This window comes from Bradyrhizobium betae (assembly GCF_008932115.1).
GTDB lineage: Bacteria > Pseudomonadota > Alphaproteobacteria > Rhizobiales > Xanthobacteraceae > Bradyrhizobium > Bradyrhizobium betae.
Map to the genome: position 1 here is coordinate 2139760 of NZ_CP044543.1, position 15988 is coordinate 2155747.

The following is a 15988-nucleotide window of genomic DNA, read 5'->3' on the forward strand; positions in this document are numbered from 1 at the left end:
CCTCAGGATGAGGCTCAGTGGCAGCGCAGGCAAGCCGCTCCGGTATGCGCATGGCATGCCGCCAGCTGGCCGCATCATGACTGCCCTGCCCCGCGCGTGGCGACGTCCTCGGCGATTGCGTTGACCGCCTTCGGGTTGGTGACGATGCCCATGTGGTTGATGCCGTCGAGCAGCTTGACGTCGACCGACGGTTTGATCGCCTGCACGGTCTCCGCATATTTGTCGGAGATCATCATCTCGTCCTCGGTGCCGCCGAAGATCGTCATCGGGTGCGTCACGGCCGGCAGATCGAGGCGATAGCCGCGCGTCGCGTAATTGCGCATCAGGCGATCGGAGTAGGTGGAGACGAGGATCTTCTCCATGTTCGGGCGCACCGCGAGGGCCAGCACCGGGAGCTGCGAGCAGCAATCGATGCCGAGCTTGCGCAGCGCGGCGAGCCCGAGGAAGCGCGGAATGTCGGCACTGACCCAACCACCGTTGTTAGGCCAGTTGGTCGGCGCATCGTAGCCGAGATAGGGCGCGAGCAGCACGGTGCGCACGAACATGTCCTGCATGATCGGCGTCGCGGCGACGCGCAGCGCGAAGCCGCCGCCGGCGGAGTGGCCGACGAGAGTCAGCGGCAGATCCGGCGCGGTCTTGCGCACCTCGGCGACGAAATCGACGAGGTCGTCCTCGAGCTGGCCGACATAACCGATGTCGCCGCGCGTGCCGGAGCCGCCGTGGCCGCGGATGTCGAGCGCCCAGGTCTCGACCCCGCGCGCTGACATCGCATGGGTCAGCGCGTGGTTGACGGTGCCGCTGGAGCCGGAGGAGCCATGAATGAAGATCGCGCCGCGGCCGGTCGCGGGTCCGCTGGCCGCGTAATGGCGGAAGCCGATCCAGGTGCCGTCGCGGGCCTGGAAGCGCTCGAGTGGCGGCAGCGTCGACCAGTCGATGCCCTTGGATGAGTCGGAGACCGACCGCATCTCGGGCGGCCGCTGCAGCGGCGTCGCGATCATCGCGGCCAGGACCAGCGCGACGGCGCCGACCGCACACAGGGCCCATTTCAGTCCGTTGAACATGCCGCGCAGCAACCGGATCGCCATGGCTCGATCTCCCTCGATGCAACATCAATAGAGAACTCTATATCACAGTGCACTCTCCATATCAATCCTTGGATTGGCGCCGCGCGGCGAAAATCCTTAACGTCGGGTCTGACCCCAACATGCCGAATCGTTTGCCGATGCCGCCCGCGGAACCCCTGCTCAACGCCCCCGAATTCACCGTTTCCGAGCTCTCCCAGTCCCTGAAGAGGACGGTCGAGGACGCGTTCGGCCATGTCCGCGTTCGCGGCGAGATCTCCGGCTTCCGCGGCGCCCATTCCTCCGGCCATTGCTATTTCGCGCTCAAGGACGAGAGCGCCAAGATCGAGGCGGTGATCTGGAAGGGCGTGCACGGGCGGATGCGCTTCAAGCCCCAGGAGGGGCTCGAGGTGATCGCCACCGGCAAGCTCACGACCTATCCGGGCTCCTCGAAGTACCAGATCGTGATCGAGGCGCTGGAGCCGGCCGGCATCGGCGCGCTGATGGCGCTGATGGAGGAGCGCAAGAAGAAGCTCGCCGCCGAGGGCCTGTTCGACGATGCGCGCAAGCAGCTGCTGCCGTGGCTGCCCGAGGTGATCGGCGTGGTGACCTCGCCGACCGGCGCCGTGATCCGCGACATCCTGCACCGGCTGGAGGACCGCTTTCCGCGCCACGTGCTGGTGTGGCCGGTCAAGGTGCAGGGCGAAGGCTCGGCCGAGCAGGTCGCGGCCGCGATTCGCGGCTTCAACGCGCTGCCCGAGGGCGGCAAAATTCCGCGGCCGGACGTGCTGATCGTCGCGCGCGGCGGTGGCTCGCTGGAGGATCTCTGGTCGTTCAACGAGGAGATCGTGGTGCGCGCAGCAAGCGAGAGCATGATCCCGCTGATCTCGGCGGTGGGGCACGAGACCGACATCACGCTGATCGACTTCGTCGCCGACAAGCGCGCGCCGACGCCGACGGCCGCGGCCGAGATGGCGGTGCCGGTGCGCAGCGATCTGTTCGTCGAGGTCGCCGATCTCGGGCGGCGCACACATGCCTATTGGATGCGCGCCCATGAGAGCCGCCGCAACGAGTTGCGGGCCGCCGCGCGCGCGCTGCCGTCGGCCGGCGATCTGCTGGCGATCCCGCGGCAGCGGCTGGATTCAGCGGGCGCGTCGCTGCCGCGCGGGCTGAAGGCCAACACGCACGCGCATTTCCGCAGGTTCACCGCGGCGAGCGGCAAGCTGACGCTGCGGGTGCTGCACGGCCAGATCTCGCAGGCCGACCACCGGCTCACGGTGTGCGGTGAGCGGCTTGGCCTGTCCGCGCGCTCCTTGCTGCGGCAGCGGCGCGATCGTTTTGCGGGGCTCGAGGTGCGGCTGCGCGCTTCGAAGCTTGCCAACGCGCAGGCGCAGCGCAATGCGATTGGCCGCCAGCGCGAGCGTACGCAGCGCCTCGGCGAGCGCGCGGGGCGCGCGCTGGCGACGCTGCTGCAGCGGCTGGATGCGCGCGTCGAGGCCAGCGGCAAGCTGCTCGCCGCGCTGTCCTATCGCGGCGTGCTCGCGCGCGGCTTTGCGCTGGTGCGCGACGAGGCGGGGCATCCCGTGCATGCGGCGGATGCGATCGGGCCCGGCGCACGGGTCGAGATCGAGTTCGCGGATGGACGTGTGGGCGCGACAACGGATGCGGATCGCCCGGCGCCGGCGACCAAGCGCGCGCCAGCGCAGGCGAAGGCTGCCGCGCAGGACGGAAAGGCCGCGCCGAAGCGCGTGGGCAAGCCGGTGGATCAAGGCACTTTATTTTAGGCGCGATGGCCGCGCTGCACGCTCTCTGTCATTCCCCGCGCAGGCGTGGAATCCAGTACGCCGCGGCCTATCGATTCAATCACTACCGCCTCGGCGTACTGGATCGCCCGGTCCTGGTGCGCAATTGCGCACCGGCCGGGCGATGACAGCGAGGGTGTGGCGCGCGCGTGTATCAAACCCGTCATCCTGAGGTGCGAGGCTTGCGATGCGATCGCATCGCAAGGGGAGCCTCGAAGGATGAGTGGCCGAGATGCAGCCGGGCCGTCGCCCTTCGAGGCTCGCCGAAGAGGCGAGCACCTCAGGGTGACGGTGATGGATTGGTGTGCTCTACCGGCAAGACAATCCCGCGTCGATCGTGGTCCAGAAGCCGCAATGCTCGGGCGCCTGCATGGGCGCGCCGGCGTGGGCTTCGAACAGGAAGATCGCGACGGTGAAGACGATCAGTGCGGAGGAGAACAGGGCGAAGCGGTTGCGCATGAGGCTTGCGTTTAATCGACATCGTGGTCGAACTAAGGCGTTGTCACGCGCTGAAACCGGTTTGGCGCGGAGCCCGTAGAATCCCGGTCGGGCTCGCTACGAAACCATCATCACCGCGCCAGCCATTGCGAAACTTCCTGCTGCGCGTCGGCGCGGGCGACCGCATCGGAGCCGAGATGACCGTGCTCGGGCGCTGCGGCATCGCTGCTGCCGGCAGCGGCATGCAGCGGCGTGTTGGCGCGGTCGAAATCGTGATAGGCGCCGGGATAGACCACGATGCGCGTGAGCGCGCTGCGGCCGCGCGCGCCGTCCACCATCTGGCGGCAGGCCGGCGGCGACGACACGTCGTCATCGGCACCGATCAGCACCAGCGTCGGCACCCGCGCGCTCCAGCCGAGACCGGCGGAGATCCGGCAGTCCGGATAGAACGCGATCGCCGCGCGAAAATCCGGGCCGGCATCGCGCGCCGCGCTCTGCGGCCGCACCGCCCAGAGCAGCGCGCTGGCGCCATTGGCCCAGCCGATCAGGCTGACGCGGTCGCGCGCCACCCAGGCCTGCTTCATCAGCCAGGCGCGCGAGGCCGCGATGTCGGTGACGCGCTCGCGCCGCGCCTTGACGCGCATCTCCTTGACGCGGCATTGCGGCCCGAGCTCGCGCGAGCCGTAGCTGTCGGGCAGCAGCACGGCGTTGCCCGCCTTGAGCAGCCGCTCGGCCCAGTCGCGATAGCGCGGCAGGACGGTATCGGAATGGCTACCCAGGCCGCCGCAGCCGTGCAGCGCGATCACGGTCGGAAACGGCCCCTCGCCTTCAGGCTTGTAGAGCTGCGCATGCAGCACGCCCGATGCCAGGGGAATGTCGACCTGCTGCGGCGCCGGCGCTGCGCGCGCCGCCGACATCAGCAGCATCAGGAACAGGACGGTCGATCGAAGGCGCATCGGACTCCGCGGTCGGAGGTGCCGGAACCAGCCCCCCTTCGGGCGAAGCACTATCATGCGGAAACGGCGGCAAAACATCACAAACCGGTGGGTTTACCGGGCGGACAAGCCACCCTATCTATGCTACATCCCGTCCAACACATCGTGCCCTCCAGGGTTTGCCTGGACGCGGCCTTCCACGGAGACTTTCGACCGTGCTGAACAAGTTCGGCCCCTCGGGCAGCGGCGAGGCGCAGGTGCAATATCTCGACGGCGATTTCCGCGTGATCTCGCCGGGGACCTATGTGCGCTGCGCGATCACCGACACGCGGATACCGCTCGACGAATTGAAGTACTGGAGCGTGGACCTGCAGGAGGCCTACGCCACGCCGGCCGCCGTGCTGCAGCGGCATTTCCCGGGCGCGCCGAAGCCGCAGGCTTAAGGGCGCCGGCCGTTGTTGCATCGAAGTCTCCTGATCGCGTCAGATCAGTAAGAGTCTCGCGATGAATGTCGTCTGAATGGCTGGTGCCGTAGGGTGGGTTAGCCCTGCAGATGTGAGCAGCGCATCTGCTCGGCGTAACCCACCATCCCTCAGCAAATGCCGAACGAAGTTGGTGGGTTACGCCCGGCAACTGCGCTTCGCGCAGTCGCAGGGCTAACCCACCCTACGAGACCACGCGAAATCACCTTCTGCTGAACCGCCGCTCGCGCGCCTTGTAGAGATGATCGCTGATCAGCTGGCGCAGCTTGGCGGGGTCGTCGAATTCGAGCTGCACCGCGAACGGCACGATGCCGTCAGGCAATCCCTCGCTGCCGCGCAGGCGCGCAAGGTCTTTTTCCGTCGTCACCAGCGTGAGCTCTTCGGCTTTCGCCTCGGCTGCGAGCGCGGCGATCTCGCCCTGCGAAAACATGTGGTGGTCGGCGAAGGGTTGCGTGCGCGCGACATCGAGGCCGCAGGCGCGCAAGCTGCGGAAGAAGCGCTCGGGATCGCCGATGCCGGCGAAGGCCAGGACCCGCTTGCCCGAGAGCTGCGCGACCGAGACCGCATCCGGCTTCAGGCGCGCGCGCAGCTCCGGCTTGTTGCGCTTGGCGATCTCGGCCGCGACATCGTTGGCGGCATGGCCGTCGCCGATCAGCACCAGCGCGTCGGTGCGCGCGAGCTGCGCCTGCAGCGGCGCGCGCAGGGGACCTGCGGGAAACACCTTGCCGTTACCGATGCCGCGCTCGCTGTCGATCACGATCAGCGAGGCATCTTTCAACAGGCGCGGGTTCTGGAAGCCGTCGTCCATCAGGACCACGGTGGCGCCCTGTGATTTGGCGAGCGCGACGCCTTCGAGCCGATCGCGCGCGACCGCGACCGGGACGTCGCGCGCCATCATCAGCGGCTCGTCGCCGACATCGGCCGCAATGTGACGCATCCGGTCAACCATGACCGGGCCGTTCAGGCGTCCGCCATAGCCGCGGCTGAGCACCACCGGGGTCTCGCCGAGCTCGCGCAACAGCTTCGTCAGCGCCAGCACGGTCGGCGTCTTGCCGGCACCGCCGACATGATAGTTGCCGACGCAGATCACGGGGATGCCGGCGTCGACGCCCTCGCGCGCCATGCGGCGCGCGGTGATGGCGCCATAGAGTGCGCCGAGCGGGCTGAGGACAAGGGATTGCGGGGAACGCGGCCGGTACCAAAAGGCCGGCTCACGCATTGGCGGCCCCCATCTCGATCCGCAGCTGCAGCAGATAGGGTTCGAGCGCGGTCATGGTGCGATTGAGCGCACCGCCGAGCTCCTCGACCACGTTCGAGCCGGCGTGCTGCATCTTGTCGCGCACCGTGGGCTCGGCCAGCAACAGGCCGAGCTGCTTGACCAGCGCCTCCTGCGTGTCGGCCTGGCGCGCACCGCCTCTGTTGTCGAGCGCCTCGTAGACGTCGGCGAAGTTGAAGACGTGCGGACCATGGACGATGGCGGCGCCTAACTTGATCGCCTCGATCGGATTCTGTCCGCCGTGGCGGATCAGCGATCCTCCCATGAACACGACCGGCGAGAGCCGGTAGAACAGGCCGAGCTCGCCCATGGTGTCGGCGATGTAGACATCGGTGGTCGCGGCGGGATGTTCGTCGCGCGAGCGCAAGGCGGGCTTGAGGCCGGAGGCCGTGACCAGGCCCGATATCTGGGAGCCGCGATCCGGATGCCGCGGCACGATCACGGTCAGAAGCTGCGGGAAGAACCCGACCAGGCTGCGATGCGCCGCGACCAGCATCTCGTCCTCGCCCGGATGGGTCGAGGCGGCGACGATGATCGGCCGTCCCCGCGTCATCGCCATCAGCCGTTCGAGCTTGGCCGGATCGGCCGGCGGTGCTGATACGTCGAGCTTGAGGTTGCCGGTGGTGAAGACGTCGCGGCCGCCGAGCGCGGAGAAGCGTTCGGCATCGGTCTTCGACTGGGCGAGGCAGATGTCGAACCGCGACAGCAGCGCCGAGATGGTGCCGTACATCCGCCGCCAGCGCGGGTAGGAGCGCGGCGACATCCGGCCGTTGATCAGCACCATCGGCAGGCGGCGCGTCGCGCCCGCCAGGATCAGGTTCGGCCACAGATCGGATTCGATGAACAGCGCCAGCGACGGCTTCCAATGGTCGAGGAAGCGCGCGACGTAGCGCGGGGAATCATACGGCACGTATTGATGGATGACGTCGGGCGGAAAGCGTTTCGCCACCACGGCGGCCGAGGTGACGGTGCCCGAGGTCAGCAGGATGCGCAGATTGAGATCGCGCAGGCGCTCGATCAGCGCGGCCGCGGCCAGCACCTCGCCGACGCTGGCGCCGTGGATCCACACCAGCGGACCATGCGGCCGTACGTCCCGGGACAGGCCCCGCCGCTCGCCGACGCGCGCGGGGTCTTCCTTGCCCTGCTTCAGCCGCCGCTTGATCAGCGCAGGCGCGAGCGGCACCAGGCCTGATGCCAGGCGCCGATACATCCGCAGCGTCATCGGCAGCGCTCGTGGCAGCGATCCTGGCAGCGAATTAGCCATCTTCGGGTCCCGGGCGGCCGAGTTGCGCATAGGCGCGGCGGGTCGCCTCGTTCAAGGTCTCTTCCAGCTCGAGCCGCAGGGCTTCCATCGTCGCGGCGTCGGCATCCGCGGGAACGTGAATTTCCTTGATGCCGACCAATGCGCCCCGCCCGAACGGCAGGTTGATGGTGGTGCGGTCCCAGTTCTTGAGCCGGATGAAGCGGCTGGTCGCCATCGCGAAAGGCATGATCGGCCGCCCCGATTCCCGTGCCAGCATGATGATGCCGAGCCCGGCCACGCGCGAGCGCTTGGGGACATCGGCGGTCAGCGCGACATTACAACCGTCCTGGAGCGTCCGCACCATTTCCTTGAAGGCGCCGACGCCGCCCTTGCGGTGGAAGGCGCCGCCATGGTCGCCGGAGCCTCTGATGGTGCCGATGCCGAGCCGCTCGGCGGCGATCGCATTGAACTCGCCGTCGCGGTGGCGGGAGATCAGGACCCTGGCCTTGTACCAGTCCTTGTTCTTGATGAAGGGGGTGAGGAAATGCTGGCCGTGCCAGAAGGCGAAGATCGCCGGGATCTGCGGCTCGACGCGGTCATAGACATCAGGCGGATCGAACGTGAATTTGTTGGTCCGCCAGACCAGGCGCAGATATTCGGCCGCCAGGATCCCGACGGCGCGTTGGACAAAGCTGCTCCGCAGCGTGTTGCGAAGCAGTTTTTTCAACGCGCCGGTTCTTGATTCGGGTCGAGCAGCCGGTGGAGATGGACGATGAAATAGCGCATCTGGGCGTTGTCGACCGTGCTCTGCGCCTTGGCGCGCCAGGCGGCGTGGGCCGCCGCATAATTCGGATAGAGGCCGACGACCTCGACGTCGTCGAGGTTCTTGAAGGTGTTGTGCTCGAGATCGAGCAGTTCGCCTCCGATGACGAGATGCAGCAGTTGTTGCGGGGCACTATCTGGCATGGTTCTGTTCCTAACGGGCTGCCCGGCAAAGCAGTGTTCGAAAAGCTACGGACGCGCTTCAGGGCAAGGGACGATCTCGAAAATGCGCGACAATGCTCGCATGACGATCGCGTCCCGCTGCCACCAGCACCCCGTGCGTAACTTCCCTGCGGTTATAGAGGATGGGGTCTCCGGAGAGGTCGCTCATCCTACCATCCGCTTCCTGCACGATCAAATCGGCCGCCGCAAGGTCCCAATCATGGCTGTTGCCGCCCGCAAAAGCCGCATCCAGCACGCCATCGGCGACCCGGCAGAGGCGCAGCGCCAGCGAACCGATTCGCGGATGCAGCTTGATGTCGCCGCCCGAGGTGTGGAGCCGCTCGACCATCGGCTTCGGGCCGGCGACGCGGGAGAAGTCGAGCGCGGATCCGGCCGCCGCCCGCACGGCCTTACCGTTGAGCGTCGTGCCCCGGCCGCGCGCCGCGAAGAAGAACTCGTCGGTCGTGGGCGCGAACACGGCGGCCAGCACCGGCGCGGCATCCTCGACCAGCGCGACGCTGACGCACCATTCGTCGTGGCCGCCCAGATAATTACGGGTGCCGTCGATGGGATCGACGATCCATGTCAGCCGCCGCGACAGCCGGCTCGAATCATCGGCGCTCTCCTCGGACAGCCAGCCGTAGTCCGGCGTGGCCGAGCGCAGGCGCGCTTCGAGCAGATCATTGACGGCGATGTCGGCTTCCGACACCGGCGAGGACGCGCCCTTGGTCCATGTCTTCAGTTCGGTGCGGAACATCGACCGCGCAAGCGCGCCTGCCTCCCGCACCGTGTCTTGCAGCAGCGCCGCGTCGCGCGTCAGGATGGTTTGGAGAGCGTGCGCGTCAACGTCCGCCAAGTGTCAAACCCTCGATGCGCACCGTCGGCGCATTGACGCCGTAGCGGAACTCCAGATTGTTCGCCGGCTGCATCGATTTGAAGATCTCGAACAGATGTCCGGCGATCGTCACCTCGCTGACGGGATAGGTGAGCTCGCCGTTCTCTATCCAGAAGCCGGAGGCGCCGCGGCTGTAATCGCCGGTGACGCCATTGACGCCGGAGCCGATCAGGTCGGTGACGTAGAAGCCCTGCTTGATGTCGGCGATCAGCTCGGCCGGCGTCGGGATGCCGGGCTCGAGATGCAGATTGTACGGCCCCGGCGAGGGCGAAGACGAGACGCCGCGATGGGCGTGGCCGGTGGTGGTGAGGCCGAGCTCACGCGCGGTGGCACAGTCAAGCAGCCAGGTGGTCAGCACGCCCTCGTCGATCAGCGCGGTCCTCCTGACGGCAACGCCCTCGGCGTCGAACGTCTGCGAGCGCAGGCCGCGCTTGCGCAGGGGATCGTCGATGATGCGGATGTTCTTGGCGAACAGCTGCTGGCCGAGTTTGTCCTTCAGGAAGCTGGTCTTGCGCGCGATCGAGGCGCCGTTGATGGCGCCGACGACGTGGCCGACCAGCGAGCCCGCAACGCGGGGATCGAACACCACCGGCACCTTGCAGGTCTCGACCTTGCGCGGATTGGCACGCGCCACGGTGCGCTCGCCGGCGGAGCGGCCGACCACTTCCGGCGACAGCAGATCGGCACCATGCGGCGCCGAGGTGAAGTCGTAGTCGCGCTCCATGCCGGTGCCTTCACCGACGATCGCGGTCGCCGAGATACCCTGGCTGGACCGCAGATAGGAGCCGTGGAAACCGGTCGAGGTGACCAGCACCATGCCGCCCATCCCGGCCGAGGCCGAGGCGCCGCCGGACTTGGTCACGCCCTTGACGGCGAGTGCGGCGGCTTCGGCCTCGAGCGCGCGGCGCTCGAGCTCGGAGGTCGCGGGCACATCGGGATCGAGCAGATCGAGATCGGGGAAGTTGCGCGCCAGCAGCGCGGGATCGGCGAGGCCGACATATTTGTCGTCGGGCGCCACGCGCGCCATCGCCACGGCACGCTCGGCAAGCTTGGTCACCGCATCTCCGCTGGCGTCGTTGGTGGAGACCACGGCCTGGCGCTGGCCGACCAGCACGCGCAGGCCGACATCGTCGCCCTCGGAGCGTTCGGATTCCTCGACGCGGCCGTCGCGCACCTCGACGCCTTGCGAGATGCCGCGCACCGCGACCGCATCGGCCGCATCGGCGCCGGCGCGCCTGGCCGCCTCGACCAGCCGCTGCGCGAGATCGGAGAGCGCGGACTGGTCGAACAGGTCGCGATTGGCTTTGGACGAAAGCGTCGAGCTTGGTGAAGGGTTCACAAACGAAATCCTGTTGCGGCGGGAGGTTTCGGGGCGAGAGCGGCCCTGAACACCAGATGTGCCCTGATGGTGCGGACTTCAAGCATTTTCAGCCCGAAAGAGGCTCAGATTCGCGGCTTCGGCGCAACGTCTCGTCAATCATGTGCGCCAAGGTCTTGTCAATCATGAGCGGCGGTGACGCTGGATTAACCAGCCTTTTTAAGCGGTTTCCGAAGGCCGCGCGCTAAGGTCCTCACATCGACCGGGAACATAATCCTGGCGGGGAGAACTAAAGCCGTGAGGCGTCAAACAGCAACAAGCGGGATCGCTCCCGCCGGGTCGGGCCGCAGCCTGCGGCTCGACCCCCTTTCCCTTCCGGTCCGCTTCGATGCGCATGATCCGCGCGCCGACGGATACACACGGCAAATCGAGCTTCATCGCGAACGCGTCGTGCTGCGCCGTGCGGTTCGCGGCATGCGGATGGCGATCAACGTCCGCGTCAGCGACTTCACCGGCGTCGCGCTCCGCGGCAACGACGAGGCGCAGACCCTCGTCCTCGTGCATCGCGATCCCTCGCTCTCCGTTCCGCTGCTGGTCAGCGCCGATGGCGACGAACTGGCCGAGGCCTGGGCGATCTGGAGCGAGCTGTTCGCGCTTCCGCAGCTCGACGAAGGTGCCCGCAAGCCGGCGCCGCGCCGCCGCCGCTGCAATGCGATCCGCGCCCGCCGTCCGAAATTTTTGATGCGTCGCCGCGTCGCCATGGCGCGCGAGCTGTCGGTTCATCAAGGCGAACGCGAGATCATCGCAAGAAACTAAAGGTGCCGTAGGGTGGGCAAAGCGAAAGCGTGCCCACCTTTGCAGTCACAGTCCTGGATGGATGGTGGGCACGGCGCAAGAGCGCCTTTGCCCACCCTACGAAACTACGCAGCCCGCGTCACCGCGTCGGCCAACAAGCCCGCAAACAGCAACAGCCCCGCATCGCGGTTCGACTTGAACAGGTGCAGACAGAGCACGGAATCGTCGGTCCTGAGCCGCATGATCTGCGACGCCAGATGCACGGCGAACGCCGCGAGCCCGAGCCAGGCCGGCCAGCGCGCGTCGCCAGATGCCAGCGCCACGCCGATCAGCATCACAGCAAGCCCGTAGAACAGGATCAGCGCCTGGTGCGTATGCGCGCCGAACAGGCGCGCGGTGGACTTGATGCCGATCAGCGCATCGTCCTCGGTGTCCTGGTGCGCGTAGATCGTGTCATAGCCGATCACCCAGGAAATCGCGCCGGCATAGAGCACCAGCGCGGTGACATCGATGCGCCCGAAGGTGACGGCAAATCCCATCAAGGCGCCCCAGGAGAAGGCGAGCCCGAGCACGATCTGCGGCCACCAGGTGATGCGCTTCATGAAGGGATAGATCGCGACGATCAGGAGTGAGGCGATGCCGGTCAGGACCGCGAAGCGGTTGAACTGCAGCAGCACCACGAGGCCGATCAGCGCCTGCGCGACCATGAAGGCCAGCGCCTGCTTCGTGGTCACCTGGCCCGACGGCAGCGGCCGCGAACGGGTGCGCTCGACCTTGTCGTCGAGGTCGCGGTCGGTGATGTCGTTCCAGGTGCAGCCCGCCCCGCGCATCACGAAGGCGCCGATGAAGAACAGAACGATGGTGAGCGGCAGTCGGCTGGTGTCATGCGCCATGCCGGCGGCGAGCGCCGCCGACCACCAGCACGGCATCAGGAGAAGCCAGGAGCCGATCGGACGATCGAAGCGCGACAGGCGCAGATAAGGCCGCGCCCATTGCGGCGCGAGCGTATCGACCCAGTTGCCGGTGGAATCGGCAACGCGGGCGGATGTGTCGCTCATCGGGTGAGGACGTTGCCGTTGAGCGTGTCGAAGGTGCTGCCGCCCTTCTTGCCGGCATTGGCCTCGGGCGCCGAGCCCGAACCCAGCACCTCGCTCAGCGACGGGCCGGCCGGACCGCGCGGCTGCTGCTGCATCTGCTGCGCCACGTTGCAGACCTTCGTCGCCATGGCCTCGGTGTTCTTGTGGCCGTCCTTCATCTGCGCACCGACCTGGGCCGGGATTCCGCATTTGGAGGCGTTGGTCTCGATGTACTTGATCATCTTGGCTTCAGCCTGGCTGAAATTGCGGATCAGCTTGCAGGCCTCGTCGGGCGGCGCGTGACGATCGCTCGCGGCCTTGATCAGCTTGCCGCGCTTCTCGGCATCCTCGCGCAGGGGAATGAACGCCTTCATGCAGTCCTCGCCGGGACCGCCTTGCGTCGGCGGAGCCGCGCTGAAAGCACCGGCGCCGCCCACCGGCGCAGCGCCATTCACGGGGAACGATCCTTGCGGGGCAGTGCCGACCGAAGCGCTCGGCGCCGAACCGTTCACGGGCGGAAATGCTGAACTGGTCGCAGCCTGGCCCGGCAGTGGCGCCGGAAACCCCTGCGCGTGGGCACCCGAGGCACCCATCGTGACCAATGCGGCAGTGATCGGAACCATCAAATGACGGATCATCAAGGCAGTCTCTCCGGCAGGAGCCTACGGGGTTCGGCGTCTTCCCAATTGAAGCGCAACCAGCGTGCTCGCGTTTTTACGATTCCCGCCGGCTCTTAACAACCCGTCGAATAGGGCAAGAGCGCGGCGCGCCGACGCACCTGTTTGGCAATATTTACCCCCGAAATGGCGACTTTCGGTTAATAACGGCACCAAATCGGACCCGTTGAACGATGCCCTCCATCAATTTCCGCGCCCCCCGCCTGTTCGTCGACGCCCCGCTGGCCCAGGACGCCAGGGTCCCGCTCGACCGCGAGCAGGGCAATTATCTCGGCAATGTGCTGCGGCTCGCCGCCGGGGCCGAGGTCCTGGCGTTCAACGGTCGCGACGGCGAATGGCAGGCCGCGATCGAAGGCCGCAAGCGGCCGGACGGCCTCGTCATCCTGCAGCAGGCCAGGCCCCAGGACGCCCTGGCCGACCTCACTTACGTCTTCGCCCCGCTGAAGCATGCCCGGCTGGACTACATGGTGCAAAAGGCCATCGAGATGGGCGCCGCCACGCTTCAGCCGGTCCTGACCCGGTTCACCCAGGCCTCCCGGGTGAACACCGAGCGGATGCGCGCCAATGTCGTCGAGGCCGCCGAACAATGCGGCATCCTGAGCATCGCCACCGTGGCCGAGCCACTGGCGCTGGACCGGTATCTCAGTCAACGCCCCGCCGGCCGGCTGCTCATCTTCTGTGATGAGGCGGCGGAGGTCCAGGATCCCATTCAGAGCCTGCAAAAGGCCCGCGCGGCCGGCCATGACCAAGGTGGTTCTGGTATCGACGTCCTGATCGGCCCGGAAGGTGGCTTCGCCGAGGAAGAGCGCGCCCTGCTGCTGTGGCAACCGACGACCCTGCGGCTGGCGCTGGGGCCCCGGATCATGCGGGCCGATACCGCCGCCGTGGCGGCGCTGGCGCTGGTCCAGGCGGTGCTTGGCGACTGGGGTGGCGGTTAGATTGCCTCGCGCAGAGACCGATTCAGGGTCTCGGACGGCAGCTCGCCGAAGGCCGCCCGGTAACTCGCCGCGAACTCGCTCAGATGCCAGAAGCCATGCGCAATGGCGCAGGACTTCACACTCCGCCGCCCGGAGCCGATGCGGAGCTGCCGGCGCACCGACCAGAGGCGCAAGACCCGGCTGTAGCGATGCGGGCTCATGCCGCAGATGGCCAGGGTGGCACTCTGGAGCGTCCGGACGGACACGCCCACCTGCTCCGCCAGTTCAGTCGTCTTGTGCCAGATCGTCAGATCGCGACGGATCAGCCTTTCCATGTCCGCGACGATCCGCCGATAGCCATCGGTCGCAGACGGCGCGGGTCCACCATCCACGTTGGTGCGGATCGCGGCCTCCATCGTGCTGAGCAGGGATTGCTCCACGACGGTTTGCGACGCCGGCTCGCTCAGGAATTCCGGATCATTCGCCGCGGTTTCGAGCGTGACGGAGATCAAGCGGCGCAGGGAGACGAGCACGTCGGGCGCCGGGTTCAGCAGATGATGGCCATCAGCCAGTTGCGCCCAGGGTTCGTGGGCGGGCGGACTGAAATAGACGATGCCGATCAGACGGCCCTCCGGCTCGTACACCAGGCAATCGGAATCGCCTTTCAGAACGACCACGGAACTCCCGATCGATTGCCCGTTGATACGGGCAGAGGTCACGTGATCCATCAGTACCGACATTGCGACGGCATTCGTCAACCGATAGCCACGAATGATCCGCGGGAACGTTTTCACGAGAGACAGCGTGAGGGTCGGCAAGCTGAGCCGGGCGCGCATGATCGCAGTCGTCCCGGCGGACAACGGCATGCTGGATGCGCCGGCATATCTCTCGCTTTCGTCGAAATGGTCGACGTCATACGACCGGAGCTCGAGCGCCGAGGATGGCTTGAGCCCCTGGAACGACAGCAAGCGGTCCGCCGCAAACCTTTGCGCTCCGTCGCGCACTGCGTTGAGATGGCTTTGATCCATATCCCGCCGCTTACGTCGCCTTCCTTGTCGATGCGGCGCCCTTGGCGACACGCAGGTCATCCGGTCCGTTGATGCCGGCGCGCTTGAGATCGCGAAGCAGCTTGGTCAGCAACAGCATGTTGGTCTTCTGCAGTTCGTGATTGTTTCCAAACTTGAACAGGTTCTGTTCGGTCACGATGAGCCCGGCCTTGGTCTCGGCAAGAATTTTTCGCCGCTTCAGTCCCGTCACGCGACGGCGCACTGTCTCCAACGGCAAGCTGAGGAAACGAGAGAGTGCCGCTCGTGATACTCCTTGCTTGATCACATCCGGCTCGACCGCATCTATGCTGGAGAATCTCTCGTCCAGCGACGGATCGTTCATCACATGAATGACGTTCGCGTTGAGAATCGCGTGAATTATCAAGAGGTCCAGCGGATCAAATTCGTCATAGTGCCGGAACAGCTCGCTGATCGAAAACAGCATATAGGCCAGCGTATGTCGCGAGACCGTCCGGATGATATCTGAAGCATTGTGCATGAATCGGAAACCAACATTCACAGTGTAAACGAACGCCGCGGCGAACGGATCACCCGCCATACCCAAAATGAGTATGCGATGACTTGTCAGCCGTTCTCAATTTCTCATTGTGACGTTGGGCCTTGCTGCATCGGGGCCGGTCGGGAGGGCGAGTTCGCGCCGTATCGATCGCACACGAAATCGCACGGGAAGACATGGCGATGGACGACGATGCCGTATTCGACAGGCCGCGACGCGAGGAACTGCAACTGATCAAAGCATTTCTCGGCATCACCGACCCGGGCAAACGGCAGAGGGTTCTCAGACTGGCGGAGCAGCTCGCCGATGACGCTTCATACGAAGCAGCAGGACTTGAAGCAGGACTTGAAGCGGGACTTGAAGCGGGACTTGAAGCGGGACTTGAAGCGGGACTTGGCGCCCCGAGACGTCCCGGACCCAAATGAACGAAGGCGAAGCATCATTTGCGGCTCAGCTCAGCCCGTCGCAACGAAGTGCTGAGGCATTAGGGTATTAAATTACCTAATTCCACTCACCTACAAATTAG

Annotated in this window: 18 protein-coding genes; 5 read left to right on the forward strand and 13 right to left on the reverse strand. The window is 66.4% G+C overall.

Translation table 11 applies throughout. The features are described from left to right. Window positions 1-74: 74 nt before the first annotated feature. A complete protein-coding gene (locus F8237_RS10240; protein WP_162005976.1) occupies window positions 75-1085 on the reverse strand; it encodes an alpha/beta hydrolase in 1011 nt (336 codons plus the stop codon). Between the two features lie 119 nt (window positions 1086-1204). On the opposite strand from F8237_RS10240, the gene xseA reads away from it, so the two are divergent. Continuing rightward, on the forward strand, window positions 1205-2845 hold the full coding sequence (gene xseA / locus F8237_RS10245) for an exodeoxyribonuclease VII large subunit (RefSeq protein ID WP_151644264.1): 1641 nt from the start codon (window positions 1205-1207) through the stop codon (window positions 2843-2845). A 327-nt stretch (window positions 2846-3172) separates the two neighbouring features. On the opposite strand, the gene F8237_RS36315 is transcribed toward xseA, so the two are convergent. Further along, complete coding sequence (locus F8237_RS36315; protein ID WP_015688590.1) at window positions 3173-3322, reverse strand: hypothetical protein; 150 nt, start codon at window positions 3320-3322, stop codon at window positions 3173-3175. A 110-nt stretch (window positions 3323-3432) separates the two neighbouring features. Then, a complete protein-coding gene (locus F8237_RS10255; RefSeq protein WP_162005977.1) occupies window positions 3433-4257 on the reverse strand; it encodes a dienelactone hydrolase family protein in 825 nt (274 codons plus the stop codon). A gap of 194 nt (window positions 4258-4451) precedes the next feature. Between F8237_RS10255 and F8237_RS10260 the strand changes: the two genes are divergently transcribed. Further along, the gene (locus F8237_RS10260) at window positions 4452-4679 is read left to right on the forward strand and encodes a DUF2093 domain-containing protein (RefSeq protein WP_151644268.1); all 228 of its coding nucleotides are present in this window, start codon (window positions 4452-4454) and stop codon (window positions 4677-4679) included. A 241-nt stretch (window positions 4680-4920) separates the two neighbouring features. Here F8237_RS10260 and lpxK read toward each other — a convergent pair whose 3' ends face one another. From lpxK to F8237_RS10290, 6 genes are read right to left on the reverse strand one after another with little or no spacing between them, the layout of a single operon-like run. After that, on the reverse strand, window positions 4921-5937 hold the full coding sequence (gene lpxK / locus F8237_RS10265; RefSeq protein ID WP_151644270.1) for a tetraacyldisaccharide 4'-kinase: 1017 nt from the start codon (window positions 5935-5937) through the stop codon (window positions 4921-4923). Then, window positions 5930-7288 carry a 3-deoxy-D-manno-octulosonic acid transferase gene (locus F8237_RS10270; protein WP_151644272.1) on the reverse strand — a complete coding sequence of 453 codons (1359 nt, stop codon included), beginning with the start codon at window positions 7286-7288 and terminating at the stop codon, window positions 5930-5932. The genes lpxK and F8237_RS10270 overlap by 8 nt, the downstream gene beginning before the upstream one ends. Then, window positions 7251-7964, reverse strand: a complete 714-nt coding sequence (locus F8237_RS10275; RefSeq protein WP_151644274.1) for a lysophospholipid acyltransferase family protein — start codon at window positions 7962-7964, stop codon at window positions 7251-7253. Before F8237_RS10275 ends, F8237_RS10270 begins: the two co-directional genes overlap by 38 nt. Beyond that, window positions 7961-8203, reverse strand: coding sequence for a DUF4170 domain-containing protein (locus F8237_RS10280; protein ID WP_151644276.1), 243 nt, complete (start codon window positions 8201-8203; stop codon window positions 7961-7963). Before F8237_RS10280 ends, F8237_RS10275 begins: the two co-directional genes overlap by 4 nt. A gap of 58 nt (window positions 8204-8261) precedes the next feature. Then, entirely contained in the window at window positions 8262-9077 is an 816-nt protein-coding gene (locus F8237_RS10285; protein ID WP_151644278.1) for a 3'(2'),5'-bisphosphate nucleotidase CysQ, read from the reverse strand. After that, window positions 9064-10455, reverse strand: coding sequence for a TldD/PmbA family protein (locus tag F8237_RS10290; protein ID WP_151644280.1), 1392 nt, complete (start codon window positions 10453-10455; stop codon window positions 9064-9066). The genes F8237_RS10285 and F8237_RS10290 overlap by 14 nt, the downstream gene beginning before the upstream one ends. 276 nt (window positions 10456-10731) lie before the next feature. Here F8237_RS10290 and F8237_RS10295 point away from each other — a divergent pair, with 276 nt between their 5' ends. Continuing rightward, on the forward strand, window positions 10732-11250 hold the full coding sequence (locus F8237_RS10295; protein WP_151644282.1) for a DUF6101 family protein: 519 nt from the start codon (window positions 10732-10734) through the stop codon (window positions 11248-11250). Between the two features lie 104 nt (window positions 11251-11354). Here F8237_RS10295 and ubiA read toward each other — a convergent pair whose 3' ends face one another. Both ubiA and F8237_RS10305 read right to left on the reverse strand, forming a co-directional pair. Next, window positions 11355-12287, reverse strand: a complete 933-nt coding sequence (gene ubiA, locus F8237_RS10300) for a 4-hydroxybenzoate octaprenyltransferase (protein WP_151644284.1) — start codon at window positions 12285-12287, stop codon at window positions 11355-11357. Next, window positions 12284-12943, reverse strand: a complete 660-nt coding sequence (locus F8237_RS10305; RefSeq protein ID WP_151644287.1) for a hypothetical protein — start codon at window positions 12941-12943, stop codon at window positions 12284-12286. Before F8237_RS10305 ends, ubiA begins: the two co-directional genes overlap by 4 nt. 212 nt (window positions 12944-13155) lie before the next feature. Between F8237_RS10305 and F8237_RS10310 the strand changes: the two genes are divergently transcribed. Then, a complete protein-coding gene (locus F8237_RS10310; RefSeq protein WP_151644289.1) occupies window positions 13156-13920 on the forward strand; it encodes a 16S rRNA (uracil(1498)-N(3))-methyltransferase in 765 nt (254 codons plus the stop codon). Here the strand turns inward: F8237_RS10310 and F8237_RS10315 are convergent. Together F8237_RS10315 and F8237_RS10320 are read right to left on the reverse strand one after the other, a co-directional pair. Continuing rightward, window positions 13917-14927 carry a helix-turn-helix domain-containing protein gene (locus F8237_RS10315; RefSeq protein ID WP_151644291.1) on the reverse strand — a complete coding sequence of 337 codons (1011 nt, stop codon included), beginning with the start codon at window positions 14925-14927 and terminating at the stop codon, window positions 13917-13919. The two genes, F8237_RS10310 and F8237_RS10315, sit on opposite strands and share 4 nt — an antisense overlap. A gap of 10 nt (window positions 14928-14937) precedes the next feature. Beyond that, complete coding sequence (locus F8237_RS10320; protein WP_244626105.1) at window positions 14938-15504, reverse strand: hypothetical protein; 567 nt, start codon at window positions 15502-15504, stop codon at window positions 14938-14940. A 140-nt stretch (window positions 15505-15644) separates the two neighbouring features. Here F8237_RS10320 and F8237_RS36320 point away from each other — a divergent pair, with 140 nt between their 5' ends. Continuing rightward, on the forward strand, window positions 15645-15887 hold the full coding sequence (locus F8237_RS36320; RefSeq protein WP_167527447.1) for a hypothetical protein: 243 nt from the start codon (window positions 15645-15647) through the stop codon (window positions 15885-15887). Window positions 15888-15988: the final 101 nt, after the last annotated feature.

Coding starts and splice junctions, on each gene's coding strand:
- F8237_RS10280 (WP_151644276.1), bottom strand. CDS start 8,203: ATGCCAGATAGTGCCCCGCAACAACTGCTGCATCTCGTCATCGGAGGC.
- lpxK (WP_151644270.1), bottom strand. CDS start 5,937: ATGCGTGAGCCGGCCTTTTGGTACCGGCCGCGTTCCCCGCAATCCCTT.
- F8237_RS10240 (WP_162005976.1), bottom strand. CDS start 1,085: ATGGCGATCCGGTTGCTGCGCGGCATGTTCAACGGACTGAAATGGGCC.
- F8237_RS10270 (WP_151644272.1), bottom strand. CDS start 7,288: ATGCGCAACTCGGCCGCCCGGGACCCGAAGATGGCTAATTCGCTGCCA.
- ubiA (WP_151644284.1), bottom strand. CDS start 12,287: ATGAGCGACACATCCGCCCGCGTTGCCGATTCCACCGGCAACTGGGTC.
- F8237_RS36315 (WP_015688590.1), bottom strand. CDS start 3,322: ATGCGCAACCGCTTCGCCCTGTTCTCCTCCGCACTGATCGTCTTCACC.
- F8237_RS10305 (WP_151644287.1), bottom strand. CDS start 12,943: ATGATCCGTCATTTGATGGTTCCGATCACTGCCGCATTGGTCACGATG.
- F8237_RS10255 (WP_162005977.1), bottom strand. CDS start 4,257: ATGCGCCTTCGATCGACCGTCCTGTTCCTGATGCTGCTGATGTCGGCG.
- F8237_RS10320 (WP_244626105.1), bottom strand. CDS start 15,504: ATGGCGGGTGATCCGTTCGCCGCGGCGTTCGTTTACACTGTGAATGTT.
- F8237_RS10310 (WP_151644289.1), top strand. CDS start 13,156: ATGCCCTCCATCAATTTCCGCGCCCCCCGCCTGTTCGTCGACGCCCCG.
- F8237_RS10315 (WP_151644291.1), bottom strand. CDS start 14,927: ATGGATCAAAGCCATCTCAACGCAGTGCGCGACGGAGCGCAAAGGTTT.
- xseA (WP_151644264.1), top strand. CDS start 1,205: ATGCCGAATCGTTTGCCGATGCCGCCCGCGGAACCCCTGCTCAACGCC.
- F8237_RS36320 (WP_167527447.1), top strand. CDS start 15,645: ATGGACGACGATGCCGTATTCGACAGGCCGCGACGCGAGGAACTGCAA.